This is a genomic window from Erysipelothrix sp. HDW6B (genome assembly GCF_011301115.1).
Classification (GTDB): Bacteria; Bacillota_I; Bacilli_A; order Erysipelotrichales; family Erysipelotrichaceae; genus Erysipelothrix; species Erysipelothrix anatis.
Genome location: NZ_CP049860.1, coordinates 1,522,056 through 1,543,279 on the forward strand (window position 1 = coordinate 1,522,056; position 21,224 = coordinate 1,543,279).

28 protein-coding genes and 1 other annotated feature are annotated in these 21,224 nt (G+C 38.3%); of the genes, 3 read left to right on the plus strand and 25 right to left on the minus strand.

The genetic code is table 11. From position 1 onward, the window contains the following. Nucleotides 1–5: 5 nt before the first annotated feature. Genes G7061_RS07465 through trmB form a run of 8 tightly spaced genes read right to left on the minus strand, consistent with a single transcriptional unit; the run spans nucleotide 6 to nucleotide 6,519 of the window. Nucleotides 6–1,001, minus strand: a complete 996-nt coding sequence (locus G7061_RS07465) for a LacI family DNA-binding transcriptional regulator (protein ID WP_159641505.1) — start codon at nucleotides 999–1,001, stop codon at nucleotides 6–8. Between the two features lies 1 nt (nucleotide 1,002). Then, nucleotides 1,003–1,689, minus strand: a complete 687-nt coding sequence (locus G7061_RS07470; protein WP_159637883.1) for a hypothetical protein — start codon at nucleotides 1,687–1,689, stop codon at nucleotides 1,003–1,005. Then, on the minus strand, nucleotides 1,682–2,125 hold the full coding sequence (locus G7061_RS07475; protein WP_159641504.1) for a hypothetical protein: 444 nt from the start codon (nucleotides 2,123–2,125) through the stop codon (nucleotides 1,682–1,684). The genes G7061_RS07470 and G7061_RS07475 overlap by 8 nt, the downstream gene beginning before the upstream one ends. A 47-nt stretch (nucleotides 2,126–2,172) precedes the next feature. Further along, nucleotides 2,173–3,498 (minus strand): UDP-N-acetylmuramate--L-alanine ligase, encoded by a 1,326-nt coding sequence (gene murC / locus G7061_RS07480; protein WP_166120229.1) that lies wholly within the window; start codon nucleotides 3,496–3,498, stop codon nucleotides 2,173–2,175. Continuing rightward, complete coding sequence (locus G7061_RS07485; RefSeq protein WP_159647200.1) at nucleotides 3,485–4,120, minus strand: hypothetical protein; 636 nt, start codon at nucleotides 4,118–4,120, stop codon at nucleotides 3,485–3,487. Before G7061_RS07485 ends, murC begins: the two co-directional genes overlap by 14 nt. Nucleotides 4,121–4,135: 15 nt before the next feature. Further along, complete coding sequence (locus tag G7061_RS07490; protein WP_159637891.1) at nucleotides 4,136–4,828, minus strand: hypothetical protein; 693 nt, start codon at nucleotides 4,826–4,828, stop codon at nucleotides 4,136–4,138. Further along, a complete protein-coding gene (locus tag G7061_RS07495) occupies nucleotides 4,821–5,888 on the minus strand; it encodes a M42 family metallopeptidase (RefSeq protein ID WP_166120231.1) in 1,068 nt (355 codons plus the stop codon). The genes G7061_RS07490 and G7061_RS07495 overlap by 8 nt, the downstream gene beginning before the upstream one ends. Next, nucleotides 5,878–6,519, minus strand: coding sequence for a tRNA (guanosine(46)-N7)-methyltransferase TrmB (trmB, locus tag G7061_RS07500; protein ID WP_159637895.1), 642 nt, complete (start codon nucleotides 6,517–6,519; stop codon nucleotides 5,878–5,880). The genes G7061_RS07495 and trmB overlap by 11 nt, the downstream gene beginning before the upstream one ends. Before the next feature lie 95 nt (nucleotides 6,520–6,614). Here trmB and G7061_RS07505 point away from each other — a divergent pair, with 95 nt between their 5' ends. After that, complete coding sequence (locus tag G7061_RS07505) at nucleotides 6,615–7,673, plus strand: nucleotidyltransferase family protein (RefSeq protein ID WP_166120233.1); 1,059 nt, start codon at nucleotides 6,615–6,617, stop codon at nucleotides 7,671–7,673. A 71-nt stretch (nucleotides 7,674–7,744) separates the two neighbouring features. On the opposite strand, the gene metK is transcribed toward G7061_RS07505, so the two are convergent. Beyond that, nucleotides 7,745–8,839 (minus strand): methionine adenosyltransferase, encoded by a 1,095-nt coding sequence (metK, locus tag G7061_RS07510; RefSeq protein WP_166120236.1) that lies wholly within the window; start codon nucleotides 8,837–8,839, stop codon nucleotides 7,745–7,747. 383 nt (nucleotides 8,840–9,222) lie between these two features. On the opposite strand from metK, the gene G7061_RS07515 reads away from it, so the two are divergent. Further along, the gene (locus tag G7061_RS07515) at nucleotides 9,223–9,840 is read left to right on the plus strand and encodes an enhanced serine sensitivity protein SseB C-terminal domain-containing protein (protein WP_166120238.1); all 618 of its coding nucleotides are present in this window, start codon (nucleotides 9,223–9,225) and stop codon (nucleotides 9,838–9,840) included. Between the two features lie 22 nt (nucleotides 9,841–9,862). Here G7061_RS07515 and G7061_RS07520 read toward each other — a convergent pair whose 3' ends face one another. The 7 genes from G7061_RS07520 to rdgB are packed head-to-tail and all read right to left on the minus strand — an operon-like array spanning nucleotide 9,863 to nucleotide 13,670. Next, the gene (locus G7061_RS07520; protein WP_159641497.1) at nucleotides 9,863–10,723 is read right to left on the minus strand and encodes a YitT family protein; all 861 of its coding nucleotides are present in this window, start codon (nucleotides 10,721–10,723) and stop codon (nucleotides 9,863–9,865) included. A gap of 36 nt (nucleotides 10,724–10,759) precedes the next feature. Further along, nucleotides 10,760–11,203, minus strand: a complete 444-nt coding sequence (locus G7061_RS07525) for a RidA family protein (protein ID WP_159641496.1) — start codon at nucleotides 11,201–11,203, stop codon at nucleotides 10,760–10,762. Between the two features lie 11 nt (nucleotides 11,204–11,214). Beyond that, nucleotides 11,215–11,355, minus strand: coding sequence for a mechanosensitive ion channel protein MscL (locus tag G7061_RS07530; RefSeq protein ID WP_159637907.1), 141 nt, complete (start codon nucleotides 11,353–11,355; stop codon nucleotides 11,215–11,217). 38 nt (nucleotides 11,356–11,393) lie between these two features. Further along, nucleotides 11,394–11,906 (minus strand): hypothetical protein, encoded by a 513-nt coding sequence (locus G7061_RS07535; RefSeq protein ID WP_159641495.1) that lies wholly within the window; start codon nucleotides 11,904–11,906, stop codon nucleotides 11,394–11,396. Beyond that, nucleotides 11,903–12,415 (minus strand): tRNA (cytidine(34)-2'-O)-methyltransferase, encoded by a 513-nt coding sequence (locus tag G7061_RS07540; protein WP_159641494.1) that lies wholly within the window; start codon nucleotides 12,413–12,415, stop codon nucleotides 11,903–11,905. The genes G7061_RS07535 and G7061_RS07540 overlap by 4 nt, the downstream gene beginning before the upstream one ends. Continuing rightward, nucleotides 12,412–13,089: a TIGR01906 family membrane protein gene (locus G7061_RS07545; RefSeq protein WP_236262226.1), complete on the minus strand. Its 678-nt coding sequence runs from the start codon at nucleotides 13,087–13,089 to the stop codon at nucleotides 12,412–12,414. The genes G7061_RS07540 and G7061_RS07545 overlap by 4 nt, the downstream gene beginning before the upstream one ends. A gap of 2 nt (nucleotides 13,090–13,091) precedes the next feature. Continuing rightward, nucleotides 13,092–13,670 (minus strand): RdgB/HAM1 family non-canonical purine NTP pyrophosphatase, encoded by a 579-nt coding sequence (gene rdgB, locus G7061_RS07550; RefSeq protein ID WP_159641493.1) that lies wholly within the window; start codon nucleotides 13,668–13,670, stop codon nucleotides 13,092–13,094. Between the two features lie 51 nt (nucleotides 13,671–13,721). On the opposite strand from rdgB, the gene G7061_RS07555 reads away from it, so the two are divergent. After that, nucleotides 13,722–14,558 (plus strand): choline kinase family protein, encoded by an 837-nt coding sequence (locus G7061_RS07555; protein ID WP_166120240.1) that lies wholly within the window; start codon nucleotides 13,722–13,724, stop codon nucleotides 14,556–14,558. Between the two features lie 16 nt (nucleotides 14,559–14,574). Here G7061_RS07555 and G7061_RS07560 read toward each other — a convergent pair whose 3' ends face one another. From G7061_RS07560 to aspS, 9 genes are all read right to left on the minus strand, one after another. Then, nucleotides 14,575–15,015: a MarR family winged helix-turn-helix transcriptional regulator gene (locus tag G7061_RS07560; protein WP_159637917.1), complete on the minus strand. Its 441-nt coding sequence runs from the start codon at nucleotides 15,013–15,015 to the stop codon at nucleotides 14,575–14,577. Between the two features lie 9 nt (nucleotides 15,016–15,024). Continuing rightward, entirely contained in the window at nucleotides 15,025–15,384 is a 360-nt protein-coding gene (rplT, locus tag G7061_RS07565; RefSeq protein WP_159637919.1) for a 50S ribosomal protein L20, read from the minus strand. A gap of 14 nt (nucleotides 15,385–15,398) precedes the next feature. Beyond that, the gene (gene rpmI, locus G7061_RS07570; protein ID WP_159637922.1) at nucleotides 15,399–15,596 is read right to left on the minus strand and encodes a 50S ribosomal protein L35; all 198 of its coding nucleotides are present in this window, start codon (nucleotides 15,594–15,596) and stop codon (nucleotides 15,399–15,401) included. 23 nt (nucleotides 15,597–15,619) lie between these two features. Further along, a complete protein-coding gene (gene infC, locus G7061_RS07575; RefSeq protein ID WP_201287539.1) occupies nucleotides 15,620–16,153 on the minus strand; it encodes a translation initiation factor IF-3 in 534 nt (177 codons plus the stop codon). A gap of 36 nt (nucleotides 16,154–16,189) precedes the next feature. Beyond that, nucleotides 16,190–16,305, minus strand: a sequence feature (ribosomal protein L20 leader region). Between the two features lie 85 nt (nucleotides 16,306–16,390). After that, entirely contained in the window at nucleotides 16,391–16,570 is a 180-nt protein-coding gene (locus tag G7061_RS07580; RefSeq protein ID WP_159641491.1) for a hypothetical protein, read from the minus strand. Between the two features lie 74 nt (nucleotides 16,571–16,644). Continuing rightward, the gene (locus G7061_RS07585) at nucleotides 16,645–17,133 is read right to left on the minus strand and encodes a hypothetical protein (protein WP_159647303.1); all 489 of its coding nucleotides are present in this window, start codon (nucleotides 17,131–17,133) and stop codon (nucleotides 16,645–16,647) included. 9 nt (nucleotides 17,134–17,142) lie between these two features. Continuing rightward, the gene (locus tag G7061_RS07590) at nucleotides 17,143–18,147 is read right to left on the minus strand and encodes a helix-turn-helix domain-containing protein (protein ID WP_166120243.1); all 1,005 of its coding nucleotides are present in this window, start codon (nucleotides 18,145–18,147) and stop codon (nucleotides 17,143–17,145) included. A 1-nt stretch (nucleotide 18,148) separates the two neighbouring features. Then, entirely contained in the window at nucleotides 18,149–19,369 is a 1,221-nt protein-coding gene (locus tag G7061_RS07595) for an MFS transporter (protein WP_166120245.1), read from the minus strand. 115 nt (nucleotides 19,370–19,484) lie between these two features. Beyond that, a complete protein-coding gene (gene aspS, locus G7061_RS07600; RefSeq protein ID WP_166120247.1) occupies nucleotides 19,485–21,224 on the minus strand; it encodes an aspartate--tRNA ligase in 1,740 nt (579 codons plus the stop codon).

A 21,224-nucleotide genomic window follows, 5' to 3' on the forward strand; every position in this document is an offset into this window, starting at 1 on the left:
TCTCTTTAGTTTCGTGTTGATTGACGTGGTGTATAAAGGTAACTGAGTTCAATTTCTTTATCTTCCACCTCATCGTCATTAAGCATTTTGGTAAGGACGCGCATTGATACCGCACCCAAGTCATATGCAGGGATTGCAAAGCTTGAGAGACGAGGACGTACCATTGAATTGTATTTCGAGTCAATTAAGCAGACAATTTCTAAATCATCCGGAATTGACATTCCACGTTCATGTGCAGCATTCATGGCCGAGATGGCTTGTGAGTCACGGTTAGCAATTAAGAAGTCGTAGTCCATATCCTCGATGTGATCTAAGAAATAATCATACGAACGACGGTATTCCGATGGAATTTCGATATACCCTTCTGAATCACGTCCCATTTCAGCGTAAGCACGACGTACACCTTGAATCATTTGATTTGTTGTAAAGTCATTCTTGCGATCTTGGATAATACCAACTTTACGGTCTTTATTCTTAGCAAGTTGGTTCATTGTGAGTTCATAAACTGCTTTTTCAATATCAACATATACTGATGAAATTTGTTTATCTGACATCTTATTTCCAATAATAACGATTGGGAATTGATATTTACTTAACTCTTCCAATTCATTATCCATTAATTTGTCGTTATAAATAATAACACCGTCGACACGGGACTTAATAACATCATCAATAACATCTTTGATATCAACAATTCCTTCTGTCATCGTGTGTAACATAATGCTATACTTGTAAATTTTCGCTACATCGATCAAACCGTTAATGATTTGGCCAGTATATGCAAAGCTCGCTTCTGGAACAAGTAACGCAATTGTTGTTGTTTTTTGAAGTGCTAAACCTTGAGCGATAGCATTGGGCTTGTAGCCAAGCTTATCAATAGCGGATTCGACTTTAACACGTGTTTCTTCACGAACAATTTCAAGTCCGTTTATAACCCGTGAAACTGTAGCAAGGGATACTCCCGCTTCTTTTGCTACGTCGTATATAGTGACGCGTTTCATATTAATTATCATCCTTCTGTTCAGTTGTGTGTTCAGTCACATCTTCAATGACATCACGTAGTTCATCAGTTGATGATACGTAAATTGAGGATGGATCTGATGGTTTTTCTTTTGTTTCAGACACTTTATCAGCAACGAATTTAGATGTATCTTGGATGACTTTAGCACCATAATCGACAGCTTCCTTCGTTTTTTCTTTCAGTGTTTCTACATTCTTAACAACAGTTGGATTTGTTGCAAATTCATCCCAACTATCTTGTACTTTTTTGAACCCTACTTGTGCAGAATCAGTAATGCGATCGATTGTACCTGAATCTTCGACACGCTTCATCATATCTTTAGCTTGAGTATAGACACCACTTGCAAAATTTTGAACATCTTCTAAGAATTCACTTTTGTTTGGTGATGCTTCAATGACATCATACGCAGATTGGATAAGTTGAATATTCTTGTCATAAAGATTTTCAGTTCGTTCACGTACAAGACTTTCACTTCTAAATCCAGAAATCATTTCCAGTGAGCGAACATTCATATCATTTATGGTATTGATTGTTTTATCACGGAATGTGAAGAGGCGATCTTGATTGGCTTTGGTTGCAATGAGTTCATTACTTTTACTATAGAAATCGTACACCACATCGTCTATTTTATAGACGAGTTCGTTGAGTATATCATCATATTTAGTCATAAATTCCAAAATCCTCTACTTTCTCTTCAGCTTTTCGGGCTTCTGCTTCTGCATGTTCACGTGCTTCTTTTCGTACTTCTTTTTCTTCTTTTCGATGGGTTCGTTGTTGTTGGTTGTTTCGGAACCATTCAACGATTGCATCGGAATGCTTGATTGACATATTAACTGCCTTACTTGCAAATCCTACAGCAGAATCATTTACAAGGTCTACTGTATTCGAAACGTTGTTTAAGGTAGTAAGTGGTGCATCCAATTTGTCTACTGATCTTTGTGTAGCATCTATTACCCCGTCGATTTTTGTGACTGTCTTTGGAAGTTCTTGTACGATTTTATAGATTCGATAAAGAATCATCGCAAGCAAGACTAAGCAAACCACTCCAATTGTTGGTAATAGTACAAGTGATACGTCGTGTAAACTCAATAGTAATTTATCCATCTTTTCACCTCTTATAGTTATTATTATACGTCTTTATGAAAAATGTTTCAATCATTGAAACGGCGTTTCAACGCATCTTTGAAATCATAAATATCTTTGCTGCTCATAAATACATAAACAGCAGGACCGTATTTCTGAAGTTGATCTAACGATTCTTCTGATCCTTCATCAACAACGATGCTTCCATTGATACGATCTTGAAGGTATGTTATATCAATATCGATACCTTCTTCTTGGTCATCAATACTTGTAAATGGCATCAGCGCAACATGATCCGCTAAATTAAGCGCATCGGCAAATGCATCAGCAAAGTAGTAAACGCGACCTGTTCGGTGTGGTTTGAAAATCGCAACCAAGCGACGGTCTGGATAACGCGTATGTGCAGCTTCCAACGTAACTTTAATTTCAGTTGGGTGGTGCGCATAATCATCGATATAAATATTTTCTTTGCCTTCTTCAATTACAAATCGGCGTTTTGCGCCTTTAAAATTCTGAATTCCCTTTTCAATGGCATCAACAGCAATTCCTTCATAAAGACCTACACCAATTACTGCTAGCGCATTAAGAATCATATGATCGCCCACAAGTGGTAAATCAAAACGCTTTACGAATGTATCATTATGATAGACATCGAAAATGCTATGTGTTGTGGTTCGTTCTATATTTCGGGCTTGAAGGTTATTAGAATCTGAGAATCCATAGGTCCATACAGTCTTATCTTTGAAATCTAAATCGCGATAATGTGGATCATCACCCCATACAATAATAAGCTCTTCGACGTTTTCAGCAAATTCTTCATACGCCGATAGGTAATCTTTTTCAGATTTAAAATAGTCTACATGATCAATTTCAAAATTGGTCATGATTGCTACCTTTGGACGATACGCTAAGAAATGACGACGGAACTCACAGGCCTCAACCGCAAAGTAATCATCTTGGTTTGATAAATCACCACGTCCATCACCAATTAGATAGCCAGTATTTTTTGAATAATCAAGCATATCCTTTAACAGTGTTGTCGTCGTTGTTTTCCCATGTGATCCACTGACAGTAACGGTTCGAAACTTCGAGACCAAATCACCGAGATAATCGTGATAACGATAAACGGTAACTGTATCGTTTGACTGTGCAGCAACCACTTCTTCGTGGTCATCACCAAACGCATTCCCAACAATAACAGTCATGCCGTCTTTAATATTGTTAGCATCAAAGTCCAAAATTGGGATTTCCAATGCGCGAAGGGAATCCTCGGTAAAGAAATGACGTGAAATGTCTGAACCTGCTACATCATAATCGAGATTACGCATGATTTTGGCTAACGATGCCATCCCAGTCCCTTTAATTCCAACAAAAAATAATTTATTTTGATTCATGTTTATCAAGCTCCTCAAGATAGTCATAGAGTGATACTTGGACTTCTTCCTCTGTACGCTCTGGTGCTAATAATTCAGTGACATCCATATCCATGACATCTTCTGAAATTTGTTCATGTACAGGTTCTGTTACTTCAATTTGTCCAAACATTGGACTAATCACACTTGTTTTAGGTGCACGTGATTTTGCATCTTGATAGTGTGGTTTTGCATTCGAAAGTGGTTCCGCACCATTATCAGAACCACCAAAAATTGGACTGATAATTTCCTTACGTTGATATTTTACCTCACGACGTGCAGAAGTTTTTTCCTCTGTTTTTACTTTGGATTCTTTCACTTCAGGATGCGTATCAATATCCACATCAATCATCATCGATTTACGTGTTTCTTGAGTAGACTCTGCACTGTTGTGAATTTCTTCTTTTTGTGAGTCTTTAAATGTCGGCGCAGGTGTTGAGACTACGGAAGCAGGCTCTACTTTCGTTTCCTTTGGTTTTGCGACCATTGGCTTTAGATTTGGAATAACAAGTGATTCCTCTTCTTTTTTATCATGCTTTTCAATCTCTTCCTCAATCACAATTTCCTCTTCTTTGAAGAGAAGTGATGTTAGTTTTTTAAACATTTTTAATCGTTCCCCCTACTCTTTTGGCGTTTCCGCTGGTTGTTCAGTCTTTGGAACTTCGATCGGATTATCTGGGTGAAGTTGATTGTAGATTTCAATCAAGCTTCCTTCCTCAGGCACTTTGTGATCAAAGAAATTTTCATGAACGGCTTTATAGTCAATGATTTCTTTGTTTGAGTAGTATGCAACAACTTCGTCTTCATTCACTTCCGTGCTTCGCATTGTTACAAACATAGAATCGGCTACATAAGCTAGATTTGATGGTGATACGATTCCGACTAGGGTCACGATACCATTTTCTAAGATTATTGTCTTTTTGTTACCGCTTGGTAAGACTGTAAAGATAAACTGACGTTCAACATCATTACGGTCTAAATAGGTCCCTGATTGGGTATACTCAACGGTATCTGCATTCAATTTCGTTTCGAGAACTGCTGAATCATAGTACTTACGCCCGATAATCTCTGATACATCTAAAGTCATCATGACGGGCTCTGACATCACAGTCATCATGGTTGAGAGTTGTGTGGTTTCTTTGACGCCAGTATCTGGTAAGACATAATACTTCAGATACTGTTTGTTTTTATTTGGTGATTGAACAAGAGGTCTGGATAAGGCATCCTGTACAACCGCCTCATAAGGTTTTGGCGAACTACACCCAGCAAGAATAACTAACACTAGGGCACTCGCGATGATTCGTTTAAACAATCACATCACTCCAAACATTGCTATCCATGAATCGAACAATTGCTTCTTTTGCTGCAGTATAGTCATCCGTATCAAGAATACTTCCTGACGTATGTATATTGCGAGCAACCACACAACATGTAATTGTTTTGATTCCTTCATTGGATTTGTGGACGATTCCTGCATCAGTTCCACCTGGAGAATAGTAGAATTGATGTTTAATATCATGTTCAACACAAATGTCTTGTAGTTTGTAAATTAGATCTTTGGTTGCAATCATGCTACCATCTGCCATTCGCAAGAGAATTCCAGCTCCTAGTTTTCCAAGCGCTTCTGAATCCATTGTATCGATTGCTGGTGAGCAATCAAGAATAATTGCAAGATCTGGCTTAATAAGTTGTGTAATCGTCTGGGCACCGCGAAGTCCGACTTCTTCTTGAACACTTGCACCAACATAGAGATCATAATCTAATTCTTGGTCTTTGAGTGCATCCAGTAAATCAAGTCCCATGACACAGCCATAACGGTTATCAAATGCTTTGGCAAGAAGACGTTTCCCACCATTGAGAATCTCAAATCCACCATCAACAACAATCATGTCTCCAGGTTGAATTCCCATGTTTTTGATATCGTCAGCATCCGTTGCCCCCACATCCACAAGCATTTGTGGAATATCGATAGGTTTTGCACGATCTTCAGGACTCAACATATGTGGTGGAATGCTACCGATTGATCCAGGATAGATATCACCTTTACGCGTTGTAACGCGAACACGGTGTGCTAGTAACGTCTGATTAAACCATCCACCAACCGGATGAATCTTTAAAACACCTGTTTTTGTAACTTCTTTGACAAGAAATCCAACTTCATCCATATGTCCTAAAACCATGACACGTTTGGCATTGGGATTCTTACTTTTACGTACTGCCATAATACTTCCAAGATTATCCTGGATAATCTCGTCAACACCAAGCTTTTCATATTCTTTGCGCAAGTATGCAGCAACTTGATGTTCATGTCCACTGACACCATCTAATTGTGTCAATGTTTCGAACCATTGTAATTGTTGTTTACTTAACATCTTTTTTCCTCCAAATTGCTCTAAATATTGGTTGCCCCATTTCATGGAACTTACGTTCATATTCCGTGAAAGGATCGTTATCATCAGTTGTTCGGAAATCAACGTGGACATCCACTAATTCAAATTTGTGACTGCCAACGCTTACCAAGGAATAATTGAAGAGTCCAACATTATCTGTTTTCATCCAAATTTCTCCTGTATCAGTGAGTACGTCATAGTAATCATCTAATTTTGTCTTGTAGGTTAAACGGCGTTTTTCATGTCGATTCTTTTTCCAAGGATCACTGAAGTTTAAATGAACCACATCAACCTCTTTCGGTCCAAACATCTCTGAGAGTTTTTCGGCATCACCATAGATGAAACGTTTTCGTTCACCCGGGTTGCTTTCTAACTTTTTGAGTGCGATAGAACTTGCTGTAAAATCGCGTTCCATTGCTACTATCCCGCGTTCAGGATATAGGGCTGACATTTGATGCCAATAATCCCCTTTTCCTGCACCAATTTCCACATGGAGTTTATCGGTCTTTAGGGTTTCTTTCCAGTTGCCTTTAATGGCTTCAAAATCGCTTATTAAATAATCAGAAAATTGTTCGAAAACCTCCGAACTCCAGTCTTTTTTACGTAATCTCATGTCTTATACCTCTTTATGTTCCTATTGTATCATGCTTACATTATGAATATCGTATTTTTTACATTATTTTCATCATTATGTGATAAAATACAATTATGACAAAAAAATACAGTGTAACAGGCATTGTCGTGGAATATAACCCACTTCATAATGGCCACATTTATCATATCAAGAAGGCCCGCGAAATCACAAATTGTGATGTTTTAATTGCGGTCATGTCAGGCAATTTTGTCCAGCGTGGAGAACCCGCATTTATTAATAAATGGGAACGCACTGAAGCAGCATTAAATCATGGTGTTGATATCGTGATTGAACTTCCCACACCATTCGTTTTACAAAGCGCTGACTTTTTTGCAGAAGCGGCTGTGACACTTTTACATCGTATGGGCGCTGACACCATTGTCTTCGGCTCGGAATCCAATAATATAGAGCATATCAAATCACAATTTCATTATGATCCAGACGTAGGTCAAAGCTATGCTCGACAAATGGGAACCTCTCGCAATGCTAATGATATTCTTGGTTTTCAATACATTCGTGTCGCTGAAATGCTTGGCATCGCTACGCGTACAATCCAACGCACAAACAATTATCATGGAACAGACATTGACTCGGACATCGCCTCCGCAACCGCAATTCGTAATCACTATGGTCACAAACCAGTTGCACACACGACCCCTTTAGATCTTGATCACTGCACGTTGCATCGCCTTGAAGCCTATGATTTACAAATACGCGCAATCATACTTCAAAACGATACATCGTGGTTACAATCGATTCATCTTGTCGACGAAGGCATCGAAAATCTCTTAAAGAAAAATGTTCACCTTCCCATCACGGAACTTATTGAAGCTTGCGTCTCAAAACGCTACACACGATCTCGCATCCAACGCACTTTAATGATGATTTTACTTGGCATTAAACGTTCCGATGTGATTTTGCCATCAAATACTCGCATTCTTGGTATGACGAAACCTGGGCAAGCGTATTTGAAAGCTCAACGGGAAGCAACCAATGCTGTAACGGCCTATAAGTATTATGACGACAATAATTTAGAAATGCGCGCGACACTTGCATACAGTATGCCATATCCTAAAGACTATCGAGATTGGTTGATACAAATGGAAAAGTCTGGTTTAATACGGACTGAATAAGATACAAAAACGAATCCAGAACATGTTCCTCAACTTATGATTGACGGAGCGTTCCAGATTCGTTTTTTATTTTAGAATTTTAATGGTTTAATTGATTCCCATGGGAAACCATCACGACCAAAATGGCCAAAGTTTGCACTTTCGCGGTAAATTGGACGTAATAAATCAAGTTCCTTAATAATATTTCCAACTTTGAAATCGAAGTTGGCGTTAATGATTTCCAAAATTTCTGCTTCTGGACGTTTCGCGGTGCCAAATGTATCAATATGAATTGACAATGGATCGGATAAGCCAATTGCATAACTTAATTGAATTTCAATTTTGTCTGCTAATCCAGCTGCTACCACCGACTTCGCAACATAACGGGAGAAATATGCAGCCGAACGGTCAACTTTTGATGGGTCTTTTGAACTAAAGCATCCACCGCCAATGCGACCAACACCACCGTATGTATCAACAACAATTTTACGGCCTGTCGTGCCTGAATCACTAAATGGTCCGGCAATACTGAACTCGCCACTTGGATTGATAATAAAACGCGTTTCATCTGTAATCCAGTGAGCATCGATTGTTGGTAAGATAACATCATTCATGATTGTTTCTTGAATTGTTTCCAATGGTATACCAGCTTGGTGCGACGCACTGACTAAGACAGTATGGACATACACTGGCTTGTTGCCATCGTACGCAACGGTAACTTGTGTTTTTCCATCAGGTAATAACCAATCAATCGTTGCTTTAGCCTCACTAAGACGTTGGGATAGCGCATGTGCCAAAGCAATTGGTAGTGGCATATAGCTTTCAGTTTCATTCGTTGCATATCCAAACATAATCCCTTGGTCACCAGCGCCAACACTTTCATCACTCACAACCGCATGATTAATTTGTGATGACTGCTTGTTAACTTTCACTAAGACATCGTAGGTTTCTTTGTACCCGATATCAGCGAGAACTTGCTTCGCAATTGCAGCATAATCTACTGTTGCTTGTGTATTTGCCTCACCATAAACAAGAATAAAATCATCTTTAATGGTAGCCTCAACTGCCATTTTTGAGTTCGCATCTTCTTTCAATGCTGCATCTAAAATTGCATCTGCGATTTGATCACAGATTTTATCAGGGTGACCATCTGTCACACTTTCTGATGTAAAATATACGTATTCCATTCTAATACTAGCCTCTTTTTCTAACGACATAAAAAAAAGTCCTAGCAACAACACTAAGGCTCATTATTAAATAATGATAGCTCATCGTTGTTAGCTGTACCACCTTACATTGTGTAGGTTGGTATGAGGTCAACGAGCTAACTCTCTACCTCAACTCTTGATAATCGCTAACCAATTATATGATATCTTTTTGATGATTGCAAGTACACTAGCAATCATTTCACAAACAAATTGTCGCTTTGACGTTTCCAGTGAGTACAATCAAGTGCATGTATCAAAGACCAAAATCTGTATTCTTCTATAATTTCTTTTTTACCCATTTTAATTATATTTCCGTTTCTTTATTTTATCCGTGTTATAGTATAGAAAAGGAAGTACGACATATGACACAACTTGATACAGCACTTCAACAATTAGTTAATGACTATTCTCAGAAAGCCGAGGCAGCGTTCGAAGCTGCATTGCGTGATACTCATATCTATATAATTCAAGATTTCTCCATCGCAACCGATGATGGCATCACCATCATTCCTGTTTTTTCAAACGATCGCTATGCAGAAGAAATGGGTGTAATTGATTCACCCATTCACGTTCAATTTCTACGTGACCTCACGTTAAAACCAAATTATGAAATTGTAATTAATCCCATGCATGAAGCAATTTCACTGGATAACTCAATGCTTGAACTCATTTTCGATGAAAATCCGGAGGTTTCGATTAAACCAGCCGATAATACTGCACTCATGGTTATCTTTACATTAAAAGATCGACTGGATACATATGGTGATATTACAGCCGCATCGCTTGGAATCCTCCAAACCGGTAGACGTAGCGAATTCGTAGTTATTATCGATGGTGTTGAGGAAGAGACTGCGCTACGAGAGATTGCTGAAACGCTCTTGGCTGACATCAACGCTCCTCTTCCGGTAGATTTGTATCCGCGTAATTCTGAACTCGGACACGCCATTGCAAACATTACGAAACCATTTTATACCAAATAAAAAGTAGCCGAGGCTACTTTTTTTAATCCAGTGGTTTCTGTCGGTAGTTTCCTTCAATCCGTTCAACCGAAGACACCTCGATGAAGGCTTTAGGGTCTGCTGCAACGACTTGATTGACAATTGATTTAATCTCGAATTCATTCACAACCATATATAACATTGCACGGTATTGATGTTTATAAACACCCATACCATTTAATTGGGTAATTCCATGACGCGTGACGCTCAGAACAGCAGTACAGACTGCATCCGGTTCAACTGTAATTATGCGCATACTGCTTAGCTTATACCTGTTGTGGTATGTTTCAATAATCTTCGTGGATGCGACTTGGTAAATAATTGAATATAACGCCAGGCTCCAATCGTACATCCACCCAGAGTAAAGTAGCACACAGACATTGAAGAACATAATTTTATCCCACATTGGCTTATTCTTAACCATCGAGAAGTAAATAGCTATAAAATCTGTTCCACCTGCCGAACCATTCATTCTCAGTGCAATCGAGGAACCCACCCCATTCACAACACCACCAAATACTGCAAGGAGAATGGGATCATATGTTAACTTAAACGCTGGTAAAATTTCTACAAAAATACTTGTCAAAAAGACATGCATAAACGACAAAATTAAAAAACGTTTCCCGAGTTTTTTAATCACAAACGAAAGCAAGATAACATTAATAATTAGGAACAAGAATCCGTACGAGAGCGTTAACCCAAACAAACGGTTCATTTCTTTGATAAGAAGGATGGTAACACCACCAACTCCTGCTGGCACTAAGTCAGCAGGCCTTACAAAGGATGTTATGGCAGTAGCCGACAACATCGCTCCTAGTATTACTCCGATATATTGCTTTGGTTCTATTTTTCTAAAGTATTCCATAATCTATCTCTGTTAATCGTGTCGATTGTCTCGTTGCTAGTCGATACAATATTTTCCTTTACATTTTTGAGTTTTCTTTTCATCTTCAAAATCAGGTAACTCTGATGCCACTGCGATTGCTTCAATTTCAACGAGCGCATTTTTGGGCAAACGCGCCACTTCGAAAGCAGTGCGTGCAGGATAAGGATGTGCAAAGTAAATTGCATACGTTTGATTCATAAGTTCAAAGTTATCCATATCACTGAGGTATACCGTAGTTTTGACAATGTCTTTGAGTTCGAGTCCCGCACTCCTCAAAGTATTCTCTAAGTTTTCAATGGCCTTACGTGTTTGTGTGACAATATCATCGCCCACAAGATTCGCTTCAAGGTCAATACCGAGCTGTCCCGAGACATAAACAGTATGATCGACTTGAATCGCTGCTGAATACGGTCCAACTGCTTTCGGACCATTTTTAACTATAATTTGTCTACGCTTCATTTGATTTACCTCTATAGGAGATCACGATAGTATTCATCGGATTTTTCTTGACGGTCTAAACTTGCATTCATACGTACAAATCCCGTAATACTTCCAACAACTATCACGAGCAAAAGTACAACACTTACAAATCCATTAAAATCTTCAATCATAACTCATCACCTCTATTGTTTTCATTATAGGTAAAATGCTAGAGAACTTCAACATAGTCGCCTAGTATCAACACCGGCATGACTAAACATGTACAAATCATTACAAACGCCAGGACTGCGTCAAACCAAGCAATTGTATGCATAATTTGGAATCCTTGCTCAATACTATTGGTATTCATTGCAATGGTAAGTCCAATTAAAATTACGGAATACGCAATCCCTCCCGCAAACATAATGAGAGTGTGTTTTAGCCAAAATTTAGTTCTAAAGAATGTAACAAACCACAGTATGATAAAAATGTAGACCGTAACGGGAATCGTTGCATTCAGACGTTCTAGAAGAATTGTCGGGCTATGCGAATACTGCATCACGTTTCTCACAACAGCAATAATCCAACTACCACTCACATTCAGTAGTTCCATGGCACCATCGACAGTATGTGTATTGATGACAGCAATACTCAATAAGAGCACTTCTAGAAACATTGCCACCATTGCCGCAAAAAATGTCATGAGAATTGCAATGTACAGCTTTTTATAGTCGCGGATCATTGATAATCCTTAAGAAAATCTTTGCCTTTTTGAACCTCAACACGCGATAATCCGTCATATTCTTTTTGACGCAATACTTCGAATACACAAATTGCGACTGTATTCGATAGATTCATACTGCGCGCTGAAGGTGCCATTGGTATACGGAAGCAATGGTCATAGTTTGCTTTGAGAATATCTTTGGGAATTCCGGTGCTCTCTTTTCCGAAAACAAGATAAATATCTTGGTCGATACTTGCATAATCAAAATCTGAATGTGTGTATTCACCATAACGTGTCAAGAAGAACATAGGACCTTTCGTTTGATCAACAAACGCCTGCCAATCGACATGACGAATCACCTCAAGGTCTTCAGAATAGTCCATAACACTTCTTTTAACACGTTTTTCATCAAGAATGAAACCTAAAGGTTCAATTAAATGTAGTGTTGCTCCAGCGGCAGCACACGTTCTCATAATATTTCCGGTATTTTGCGGAATTTCGGGTTCATACAATACAACATGAATCATAAACGTTTCACCGTTCTTTCTAAACCAAATAAAACTGCAATCGCTCCTGCAACAATAGCGCCGATTGCAAAAATAATACGATATACAAGCCCCATAAAGAAAGGCTCTGGAACCATCATAATTAAACGATCAACGTTTGGGTTCAGCAACCATAGATCGTTTGTGAAAACGAGCTGATGGAATGAAATCCAGAACGCTTGGAAATCAATGAGTGCATAAAGTCCCACGATACCAACAACACTTCCCAGGATTAATAACGAGGCTTTCCATATGTCACGGGATAAGACAAAGTTAAGGTAGTCACCCGACCCTAGACTCACCAGAACCATAAATGCAACAAAAATCATTGCGATATTACGGAAGTGAACCGCGCCTAAGTATAACGCTTTAACATCAACCATATGGTCTTTTTCTTTTTGGTTGAACATTTGAACATCACGCCCATCAACACTCACACTCAAATCAAGCGTTTGACGATCATCTTTTATGTAATCAATAAGCACATCAGTAGCTTCATTCAACTCTGCTTCACTTATGCGAATCGTTTGAGCCGTATCGAGTTTATGATACATTTTCGCATAGTAACTTTTTTGGAAGGATAGTGCAAAAATTGCAGTAAGCATCATTGAAATGAGAAATAAAGATGCTGCAAGTATATAAAGCATTTTTTTCATGTTCACGCCTCCATGAAGTCAATAAATTTTTGGAGCGCGAGTGCACGGTGTGATATCTTGTTTTTGACATCAGCATCAAGCATTCCAAAAGATACGGTCATGCCGTTCGGAACAAAAATCGGATCATATCCAAATCCACCCTCGCCCATGATTGCCTCGGCTATTGAGCCATCAATTCGTCCTTCAAAAGCATGAATTCCCTGCTCATCAATCATAACGATTGCACTTGTAAAGTACGCATCACGTTGTGATTCATCTTTGAGGCGCTTCAAAATTTCATTATTTTTATCGACATAGGGTGTATCCTCGCCCATAAAGCGTGCTGAGTAAACACCAAGAATATCAGGTAGCGCCGAAATAGTGAGACCCGAATCATCCGCAATTGTTGGGAGTCCTGTTTGCTCATGGACAAATGCGGCTTTAATTATACTATTTTCAACAAATGTTGCACCTGTTTCTTCGACTGAATCCATTGATATACCCTGTTCTTTTGCAGTTACAACAGTATATCCCAGTGGTTCAAGTATAGACTTAAATTCTTTTAATTTTCCTTGATTATTACTTGCTACGATAATTTTCATACTTTCACTCCTAAACATATGAAATTATACCATTTATGATATAATTTCACTATGAAAACGTACCAAACTTTAAAAACTCAATACAATTTAGAGGTATTGTCCGAGGATTACATTCCTTCTGGACTGACGAATGCGAATTATCATGTCCTTACGAATAAAGGAGAATTTGTTGTACGAATGCCAAAGCCCGAGAATGCAGGGTTGTTTGACTATCATCATGAGGCACATGTACTCGCACTTATCGAACCGCTCAACCTCGATACACCACTTTATGCCTATAATCCAAATACAGGCGTTAAAATAAGTGACTATGTTCCAAACACCCATACATATAAGGATGATCATTTGGCTGATGCCGCAGTCCTCATCAAGACCTTGCATGATGCAAATCTTAAATCTGGAATTCGTTTTGATTTAATTACAAAATACGATCTCTTCCAAACTCGGAATACTTATCAAAAGTATAATACCATTCCTTATCGATACTTACTCGAAGAAACCCAAGCAATGGCTTCAAACATCAGACTTTGCCACAATGACCTTGTAGAGGGTAACTTACTCTTTTCAAAACAACGTCATTACTTAATTGACTACGAGTATGCGATGGATAATGACCCATACTTTGATATCATGTCCTTTCTAACTGAAAATGATATTCAAGATAAACAATCACGTCAAATTTTTTATGAGGCTTACTTTGGTTACCAGCCCAACGACACAATGATGAGCAAGTTATGGCATTTTGAGGTTTCACATCACTTGATTTGGTGTGAGTGGGCTCAAATGATGTATGCACAGCACCATGACGCAATATATAATGACATTGCGGAACTAAAGTATACTCGTCTTCTCGAATGCATCACGGAACATAAAAAAAGCTCCCAATGATTTCGGGAGTTTTTTTTTAGATATCGTACAAGTCTTTAAAGAAGGAGTTGATCTGACTAACAGAATCAATAAGATTACTACTATCATCAATATGTAAAAGTAATCTATCTACCATTTCTTCGTGGAAGTGGTTATGGATATCCATAACTTCTTTCCCTTTTTCAGTCAATCCGAGACGATAGATACGTCTATCGTTTACGTCTTGTTCTCTATACACATATCCTTTGTGAGTTAAACGATTGATTGTTGTTGTCAGCGTTCCTTGGGTAATCCTAAGGCGCGCTGCAACATCACTCATCATTTTAGTATCACTATTTTGTATGCCTTCAAGCGTATGAACTTCAGTCATGGATAGTTTTACGCCATGAACACGATGGTAGCGTTCTTCAATAATCAAAATTTGATTAAAAATATCGACCAGCAATTCATTCAATACCTTTCGAGCATCAGCTGTCATATGCTAGATTTACGCTTCTAAAGCTTTTTGAGCTTTTGTTACTAATGTAGCAAATCCTTTTGGATCGTGAATAGCAATTTCTGATAACATTTTACGGTTAATATCGATGTTTGCTAAACGAAGTCCATGCATTAAAGTGCTGTAGCTCATGTCATTTTGACGTGCTGCTGCATTAATACGTGTAATCCAAAGTTTACGCATTTCACGTTTAAGTTGTTTACGGTCACGGTAAGCGTAACGTAGTGAACGCATAACTTGTTCATTCGCTGTACGGTATAACGTATGTTTTGAACCATAGTACCCTTTAGCTAATTTTAAAACCTTTTTACGGCGTGCACGTGACGCCACTGAATTTGTTGATCTTGGCATTTAATTCGTCCTCCTTAGAAACCTTGTAACAAGTGTTTAATACGTTTGTAGTCGCTCTTAGAAACAAGAACAGCCCCACGTAATTGACGGTTTTGTTTTGTTGTTTTGTGACGTTTAAAGTGAGAAACGTATGCTTGTTGGCGTTTTAATTTTCCCGTACCTGTACGTTTTACACGTTTTGCTAAAGTACGCTTTGTTTTCATTTTAGGCATTCTGAAGCCCTCCTTCAATATTCTTAGTTTTTATTTGGAGAGATAACTACTGACATTGTGTTACCTTCGAGTTTAGGCATTTTTTCGACACTACCCAAGTCTTTTGTCTCCTCGATGAAACGATTCATTGTCTTGCGACCAACATCGATACGTGTCATCATACGACCTCTAAATCGCATATCAAGTTTAACTTTTGTGCCCTCTGCAAGCCATTTACGAGCATGCTTCAATTTTGTATCAAAGTCATGTTGGTCAATAACTGGAGAAAGACGCAATGGTTTAATTTGAGTAACGTGTTGATTACGTTTCGCTTCTTTGGCCTTCTTTTGTTGCTCATAGCGGTAACGCCCGTGATCGAGAATTTTCGCTACTGGCGGATTACCATTTGGTGCAACAACAACTAAGTCAAGATTTAGCTCAGATGCTTTTTCCAAAGCTTCGCGGCGCATCAAAATACCAAGTTGTTCTCCGTTTGGTCCGATAACTAACAATTCTTTAAAACGAATTGCATCGTTCACCATATCATCTTGAGCTGGCTTGCGATTGTCTTGTCCCATTCTTCTACTGATAAAACTCACCTCCTCTGGTGTTGAAACAATAAAAAAGTGTGTACATATTATAAGAACACACTCAAAGGTTATAATTTAGAACCTAAGCCTTTACCTATGACGTCAGTCATCAGGTGAGAAGAGTGCTTCTACTTTCTTATTGCTCGTAAAGTATAGCATCCCTAGTGGCTTTCGTCAAGGTTTTATCTTATTTAATTTGTTGCATAGTAAAGCTGTCTTAAGCTTTTATTGTTCATCTTGTGTTGCTTCAAGTTTTTCAAGCATTTCATCAATCTGAACTACTTTATCAAGGAATACTTTTCGTTGATCATCTGTTAATGTATCTCCGTATTTCTCGATAAAACGTAAAATCGTTTCAAATCCACTTTCGATTTTCTCAACTGTTTTTTCTAGATTCTTGTCCATAATATCTCCTTACTCGATTAGTGTAACAAATTACAACTCATTCTGTCTAACTAAATTCATGCAACGGTTTTGATTCAAGTAAAATAAGCAGTCTTCAATCCCTTTCGGAATTGCTCGTTGTACTCTTTCACTTCAAGATACAGGTTATCCCTATAGAGGCGGTCAGCACGTTCTACAAACTCTATCGAGATTCCTGTAGCTTCAACATCGATTTTATAATTTTCATTCAGTACATCTTCAAGAAGCACTATGAAATTTTGTAACTGCAACGTATTTTGAAGGTTTTCAGAGTATTTTATGAATGTATAATCATTGATGTACATTTCTGTTGTTACTTCCCCAACAAGATTATCTGCATTATTAAAGAGAATCCACGTTGGATTATCAGATGATTTGCGAGATTTTCCATGTCGCCACGAATCATCAGGTAAATCAAACACGTCATGACAACAAGAGCACATTCCATCTGTAAAACTGATTGCAAAAAAATCAACATCAAGTGATTCAGCAGTCACGGTTTTAAAAACGTCATATTTGATTAGTGTATCTAGTGTATGCATCATGATTCACCCCTAATTCTGTGTAAAAATCTGGTCGAAGAGTGCTAAATCTTCTCTCACTTTTTCAATATTTGTTTGGTAGTATGCTCTTTTATTTATGATTTCAACTGTTACATAACTCAGGTTCAACAGTGCTTGCATATGATGACTCACAGTTGCACCACTGATATTCAGTTCTTCAGCCAATTGCGCACCATACTTTGTTTCTTCTAAGCAGCGTTTCAAAATTTCAAATTTTGTGGTCTCCCCTAAAACTTTCAATCCGTCTTGGAACCTCTTTTCGGTAGCTTCAAGATTTGTTTCCAATTGTTCTAACTCCAGCATAATGTCCGAAACAACGATTTGGACTTCATTTTGAGCAGGTGTGTGATTGATCGTCAACCGATCATGAAATAGAAAACTTGGTGTGAGTAAAACTGTCGGAATTTTTTTTATTTGCGGAAAGAATCTTGCGACAACATCAATCATTTTTTGCTTATCGATGGTTTTCTCAAACGCAGTATTTACTGCAGGAAGTTGTTGATCGAGCTGTGCGATTAGCGTTGTATAATGATCCATTGTTCTTGCATAGACAACCTCAACAATCTCTCGATCATGCATCAATAGATTCAGACGATATTTATCTTCAACTTGAATGGAATCTGATTCGATGATGAATTGAGAAATTGTGTACATACTTTCAAACGTCGTGTTCAATGCCTCATTGATGATGTCAATCATTTTATCACTACCAAAGTGTTTAACCAAACCAAAAAGTTCCGCGAGTGAATAGTGATTATTGACATTAAGAGGTTTGAACATTAAGTCATAGTCATTGTTTACTACTATTCCGTAGGCTTCAATAAAACGATGACGCTCAACAAAAGCTTCCGATAATGTGAGTGCAACATCCTGTTTGGTGCTAAAACGCTGATCTAATGTATCCAAGTTTAGGGGTACTTTGTGTTCGTAACGTAATGTCAAATACCGAAGTAATTCTTGGGTTACAGTTCCAAGTGGTTTGATTGATATTTCCATGTTAGGCCATCCTTTGCATCAAGCGATCATTTTTAAATCGCAAGAGTATTGATATCAACAGTATACCATAGGTCATTGCTATCAAGGGCAATGGAATTTGAGTCATTAATAGTGTTGTTATGAGTGATCCTAACGGCATCGAACCATAAACTGCTGCATTTAACAACGCACTGACACGTGCAAGTTGATCTTTATCAACTGATTTCATAAGGGATACATTTATCGTTGGATTAAGGATACCGAATCCAACACTTAAAACTGTTATACTAATACCCATCATGGCGGTCATAAAGGAAACATACCCAACAGTTCCCATTAATAAAAGTCCACTACATCCAACTAAACCCGACACAATAAACAACGTGTATGGATTGTATTTTTGAGCAAGTGTTGGGTAAATGAATGACCCGAACAGTGTGCCTAAAAGGAAGAGAATATTTAAGAATGCGAGCGTCTTTGGACCACCAAAGATAACTTCTATTGTGATTGGGGTCATGATAATATTAATCCCTGTCAAAAATACTTGCATTAAGAAAATCACAACTGTCAACTTAACAAGATAAGGATGATGAATGAATGTTTCCCACCCTTCTTTGAGTGACTCACTATAGGATTGTTTTTCGATTGAGCGATTTCTTGCATCTGTTTTTAACCGTATGAGGATAAGTGCACTCATAAAGAATGAAATCCCATCAACCCACAATGCTGTAATACTTCCAAACATTGCAATAACAATCCCTGCAAGGGATGTTCCTACGAGTGCCGACAATGTCGCAGACATTTGACGAAGTGATGTTGCTGATTCAAAATGCTCCACGCCAACGATATGCGGCATCAAGGATGTTGCTGCTGGCTGTCGCAACGATTCCATGCAAGTCATTAAGAATGTGAATACAAGTATAAGATACCCATTTGTATAACCTAAGTTGGTAATCATAATGAGTGTAAGCACCAAAACGCCACGCCCAACATCTGTTGCAACCATAACCCAACGTTTCGACAATCGTTCGATATATACGCCTAAAAATGGTTGAATAATAAGATTCGGAATTGCATTAATAGTAAAGTTTAGCGCAAACCAAAATTTTGATCCTGTAATCTCGTAGACTAGCCAGGACATTGCTAGTGCATCAAAACTATCACCGAACGTATTAATAACGCCGGCAATCCAAACTTTAATGAAGTCTGGATACTTCTTTAGAACTATATATGATTTTATCATTAGATTCACCTCTAACGATATTGTAAACTATCGTTAGATTGATGTCAACACATCGTTAGATAATCATCTAATTTTATAGACAAAGAAAAAGACCTGAACTCAGGTCTCTTTCCACTTAGTCTTCACGAACGATTTCAAGATGTAATTCGTTCAGTTGTTTTTCAATCGCAGGGCTTGGTGCATTTGTAAGCGGGCATCGTGCTGATGCATTTTTAGGGAATGCAATAACATCACGAATTGTATCCGAATGTGTTAATGCCATTGCGAATCGGTCAAGTCCAAACGCAATTCCTCCGTGTGGTGGTGTTCCATATTGGAATGCATCCACAAAGAATCCGAAACGACGTTGAATTTCTTCGTCAGTAAATCCGATCATTTGGAAAAGTTTTTGTTGAAGTTCTTGTTGGAAGATACGCATTGATCCACCTGCTACCTCAAAACCATTTAATACGAGGTCATATGCTTGAGCAATTACTTCTAGAGGCTTTTCATCTAGCAATGCCACATCTTCAGCTTTAGGTGCTGTAAATGGATGGTGTCGTGCAACTAATACCCCATCTTCTTCTGCAAACATCGGGAAGTCAACAACCCAGCAATATGCAAATGTATTCAATGGTACAAGATCGAAGTCTTTACCTAAAGCAAGGCGTAAAGCTCCAATCGCTGTAGCAGTAAGTTCCCACTCACCACTTCCGATGAAGACAACGTCACCAACTTCTAGATTGAACGCTTCAATCATGGCTTCGCGTTCTTGCTCACTAATAAATTTCGCAGCAGATCCACTCAATGTGTCTGCTTCTACTTTTAAGACAACAAGTCCTTTAAGACCATATTTTTTAACTAAGTCTGTATATTTATCCGTTACTTTACGGGTGATGGCATCTGCTTGTCCTTTAAGAACCAATCCCTTCAATGTTCCACCTGTCATTAAAGTATCACTAAATACTTTAAATTCGGATGCAGCAAAGATTTCACCAAAGTCTTTTAGTTTCATATCAAAACGTAAATCCGGTTTATCACTTCCATAGTCATTCATTGCATCAACAAACTTAATTTTGGGAATATCTGGTTTGGCTTCCCCTAAAACGTTTACCATAACATTATCTACAACTCCTTCGACAATTTCTTGGAATTGATTTTCTGACAAGAAGGATGCTTCAATATCGACTTGTGTAAAGTCCAATTGGCGATCAGCACGTAAGTCTTCATCACGGAAACAACGCGCTACTTGGTAATAACGTTCAAACCCACCGATCATTAATAATTGTTTGAAGATCTGTGGTGATTGAGCAAGCGCATAAAATTCTCCGGGATGCACACGGGACGGTACGAGATATTCACGGGCACCTTCAGGTGTCGATTTCGTTAACATTGGTGTTTCAATATCAATGAAATCTTGTTCCTCTAGTGTACGACGCATTTCACCCACGATTTTCGCACGGGTCACAAGGCGTTGTTGCATGATTGGACGACGTAAATCTAAATAACGGTACTTCAAACGTGTTTCTTCAAGTGCATCTGTTTCATCAGCAATTATCATCGGTGTTTGTGCTGCTTTATTGATAATTTCAACGTTTGAGATTTCAATTTCTACATCACCTGTTGCGATTTTAGGGTTCTTATCTTGACGTTCACGAACAATTCCCGTTACCGCTAAGACATATTCATTTTTTATCCCTTCAACAATTGGGTACTCGTCATGATTGACTACAAGTTGGACAATTCCACTGCGGTCACGAAGATCAATAAAGTTGATGGAGCCAAAATTTCGACGTTTTGCTACCCATCCTACTAGTGATACTTCTTGACCGACATGTTCCATTCGTAATGTTCCATTATGATGTGTTCTATTCAT

Coding starts and splice junctions, on each gene's coding strand:
- G7061_RS07585 (WP_159647303.1), bottom strand. CDS start 17,133: ATGATGCATACACTAGATACACTAATCAAATATGACGTTTTTAAAACC.
- rpmI (WP_159637922.1), bottom strand. CDS start 15,596: ATGCCTAAAATGAAAACAAAGCGTACTTTAGCAAAACGTGTAAAACGT.
- G7061_RS07540 (WP_159641494.1), bottom strand. CDS start 12,415: ATGATTCATGTTGTATTGTATGAACCCGAAATTCCGCAAAATACCGGA.
- G7061_RS07555 (WP_166120240.1), top strand. CDS start 13,722: ATGAAAACGTACCAAACTTTAAAAACTCAATACAATTTAGAGGTATTG.
- G7061_RS07595 (WP_166120245.1), bottom strand. CDS start 19,369: ATGATAAAATCATATATAGTTCTAAAGAAGTATCCAGACTTCATTAAA.
- G7061_RS07535 (WP_159641495.1), bottom strand. CDS start 11,906: ATGATCCGCGACTATAAAAAGCTGTACATTGCAATTCTCATGACATTT.
- G7061_RS07505 (WP_166120233.1), top strand. CDS start 6,615: ATGACAAAAAAATACAGTGTAACAGGCATTGTCGTGGAATATAACCCA.
- rplT (WP_159637919.1), bottom strand. CDS start 15,384: ATGCCAAGATCAACAAATTCAGTGGCGTCACGTGCACGCCGTAAAAAG.
- metK (WP_166120236.1), bottom strand. CDS start 8,839: ATGGAATACGTATATTTTACATCAGAAAGTGTGACAGATGGTCACCCT.
- G7061_RS07470 (WP_159637883.1), bottom strand. CDS start 1,689: ATGACTAAATATGATGATATACTCAACGAACTCGTCTATAAAATAGAC.
- G7061_RS07515 (WP_166120238.1), top strand. CDS start 9,223: ATGACACAACTTGATACAGCACTTCAACAATTAGTTAATGACTATTCT.
- G7061_RS07590 (WP_166120243.1), bottom strand. CDS start 18,147: ATGGAAATATCAATCAAACCACTTGGAACTGTAACCCAAGAATTACTT.
- G7061_RS07465 (WP_159641505.1), bottom strand. CDS start 1,001: ATGAAACGCGTCACTATATACGACGTAGCAAAAGAAGCGGGAGTATCC.
- G7061_RS07545 (WP_236262226.1), bottom strand. CDS start 13,089: ATGAAAAAAATGCTTTATATACTTGCAGCATCTTTATTTCTCATTTCA.
- G7061_RS07525 (WP_159641496.1), bottom strand. CDS start 11,203: ATGAAGCGTAGACAAATTATAGTTAAAAATGGTCCGAAAGCAGTTGGA.
- G7061_RS07520 (WP_159641497.1), bottom strand. CDS start 10,723: ATGGAATACTTTAGAAAAATAGAACCAAAGCAATATATCGGAGTAATA.
- aspS (WP_166120247.1), bottom strand. CDS start 21,224: ATGAATAGAACACATCATAATGGAACATTACGAATGGAACATGTCGGT.
- infC (WP_201287539.1), bottom strand. CDS start 16,153: ATGGGACAAGACAATCGCAAGCCAGCTCAAGATGATATGGTGAACGAT.
- G7061_RS07485 (WP_159647200.1), bottom strand. CDS start 4,120: ATGTTTAAAAAACTAACATCACTTCTCTTCAAAGAAGAGGAAATTGTG.
- G7061_RS07560 (WP_159637917.1), bottom strand. CDS start 15,015: ATGACAGCTGATGCTCGAAAGGTATTGAATGAATTGCTGGTCGATATT.
- G7061_RS07530 (WP_159637907.1), bottom strand. CDS start 11,355: ATGATTGAAGATTTTAATGGATTTGTAAGTGTTGTACTTTTGCTCGTG.
- murC (WP_166120229.1), bottom strand. CDS start 3,498: ATGAATCAAAATAAATTATTTTTTGTTGGAATTAAAGGGACTGGGATG.
- trmB (WP_159637895.1), bottom strand. CDS start 6,519: ATGAGATTACGTAAAAAAGACTGGAGTTCGGAGGTTTTCGAACAATTT.
- rdgB (WP_159641493.1), bottom strand. CDS start 13,670: ATGAAAATTATCGTAGCAAGTAATAATCAAGGAAAATTAAAAGAATTT.
- G7061_RS07475 (WP_159641504.1), bottom strand. CDS start 2,125: ATGGATAAATTACTATTGAGTTTACACGACGTATCACTTGTACTATTA.
- G7061_RS07580 (WP_159641491.1), bottom strand. CDS start 16,570: ATGGACAAGAATCTAGAAAAAACAGTTGAGAAAATCGAAAGTGGATTT.
- G7061_RS07495 (WP_166120231.1), bottom strand. CDS start 5,888: ATGTTAAGTAAACAACAATTACAATGGTTCGAAACATTGACACAATTA.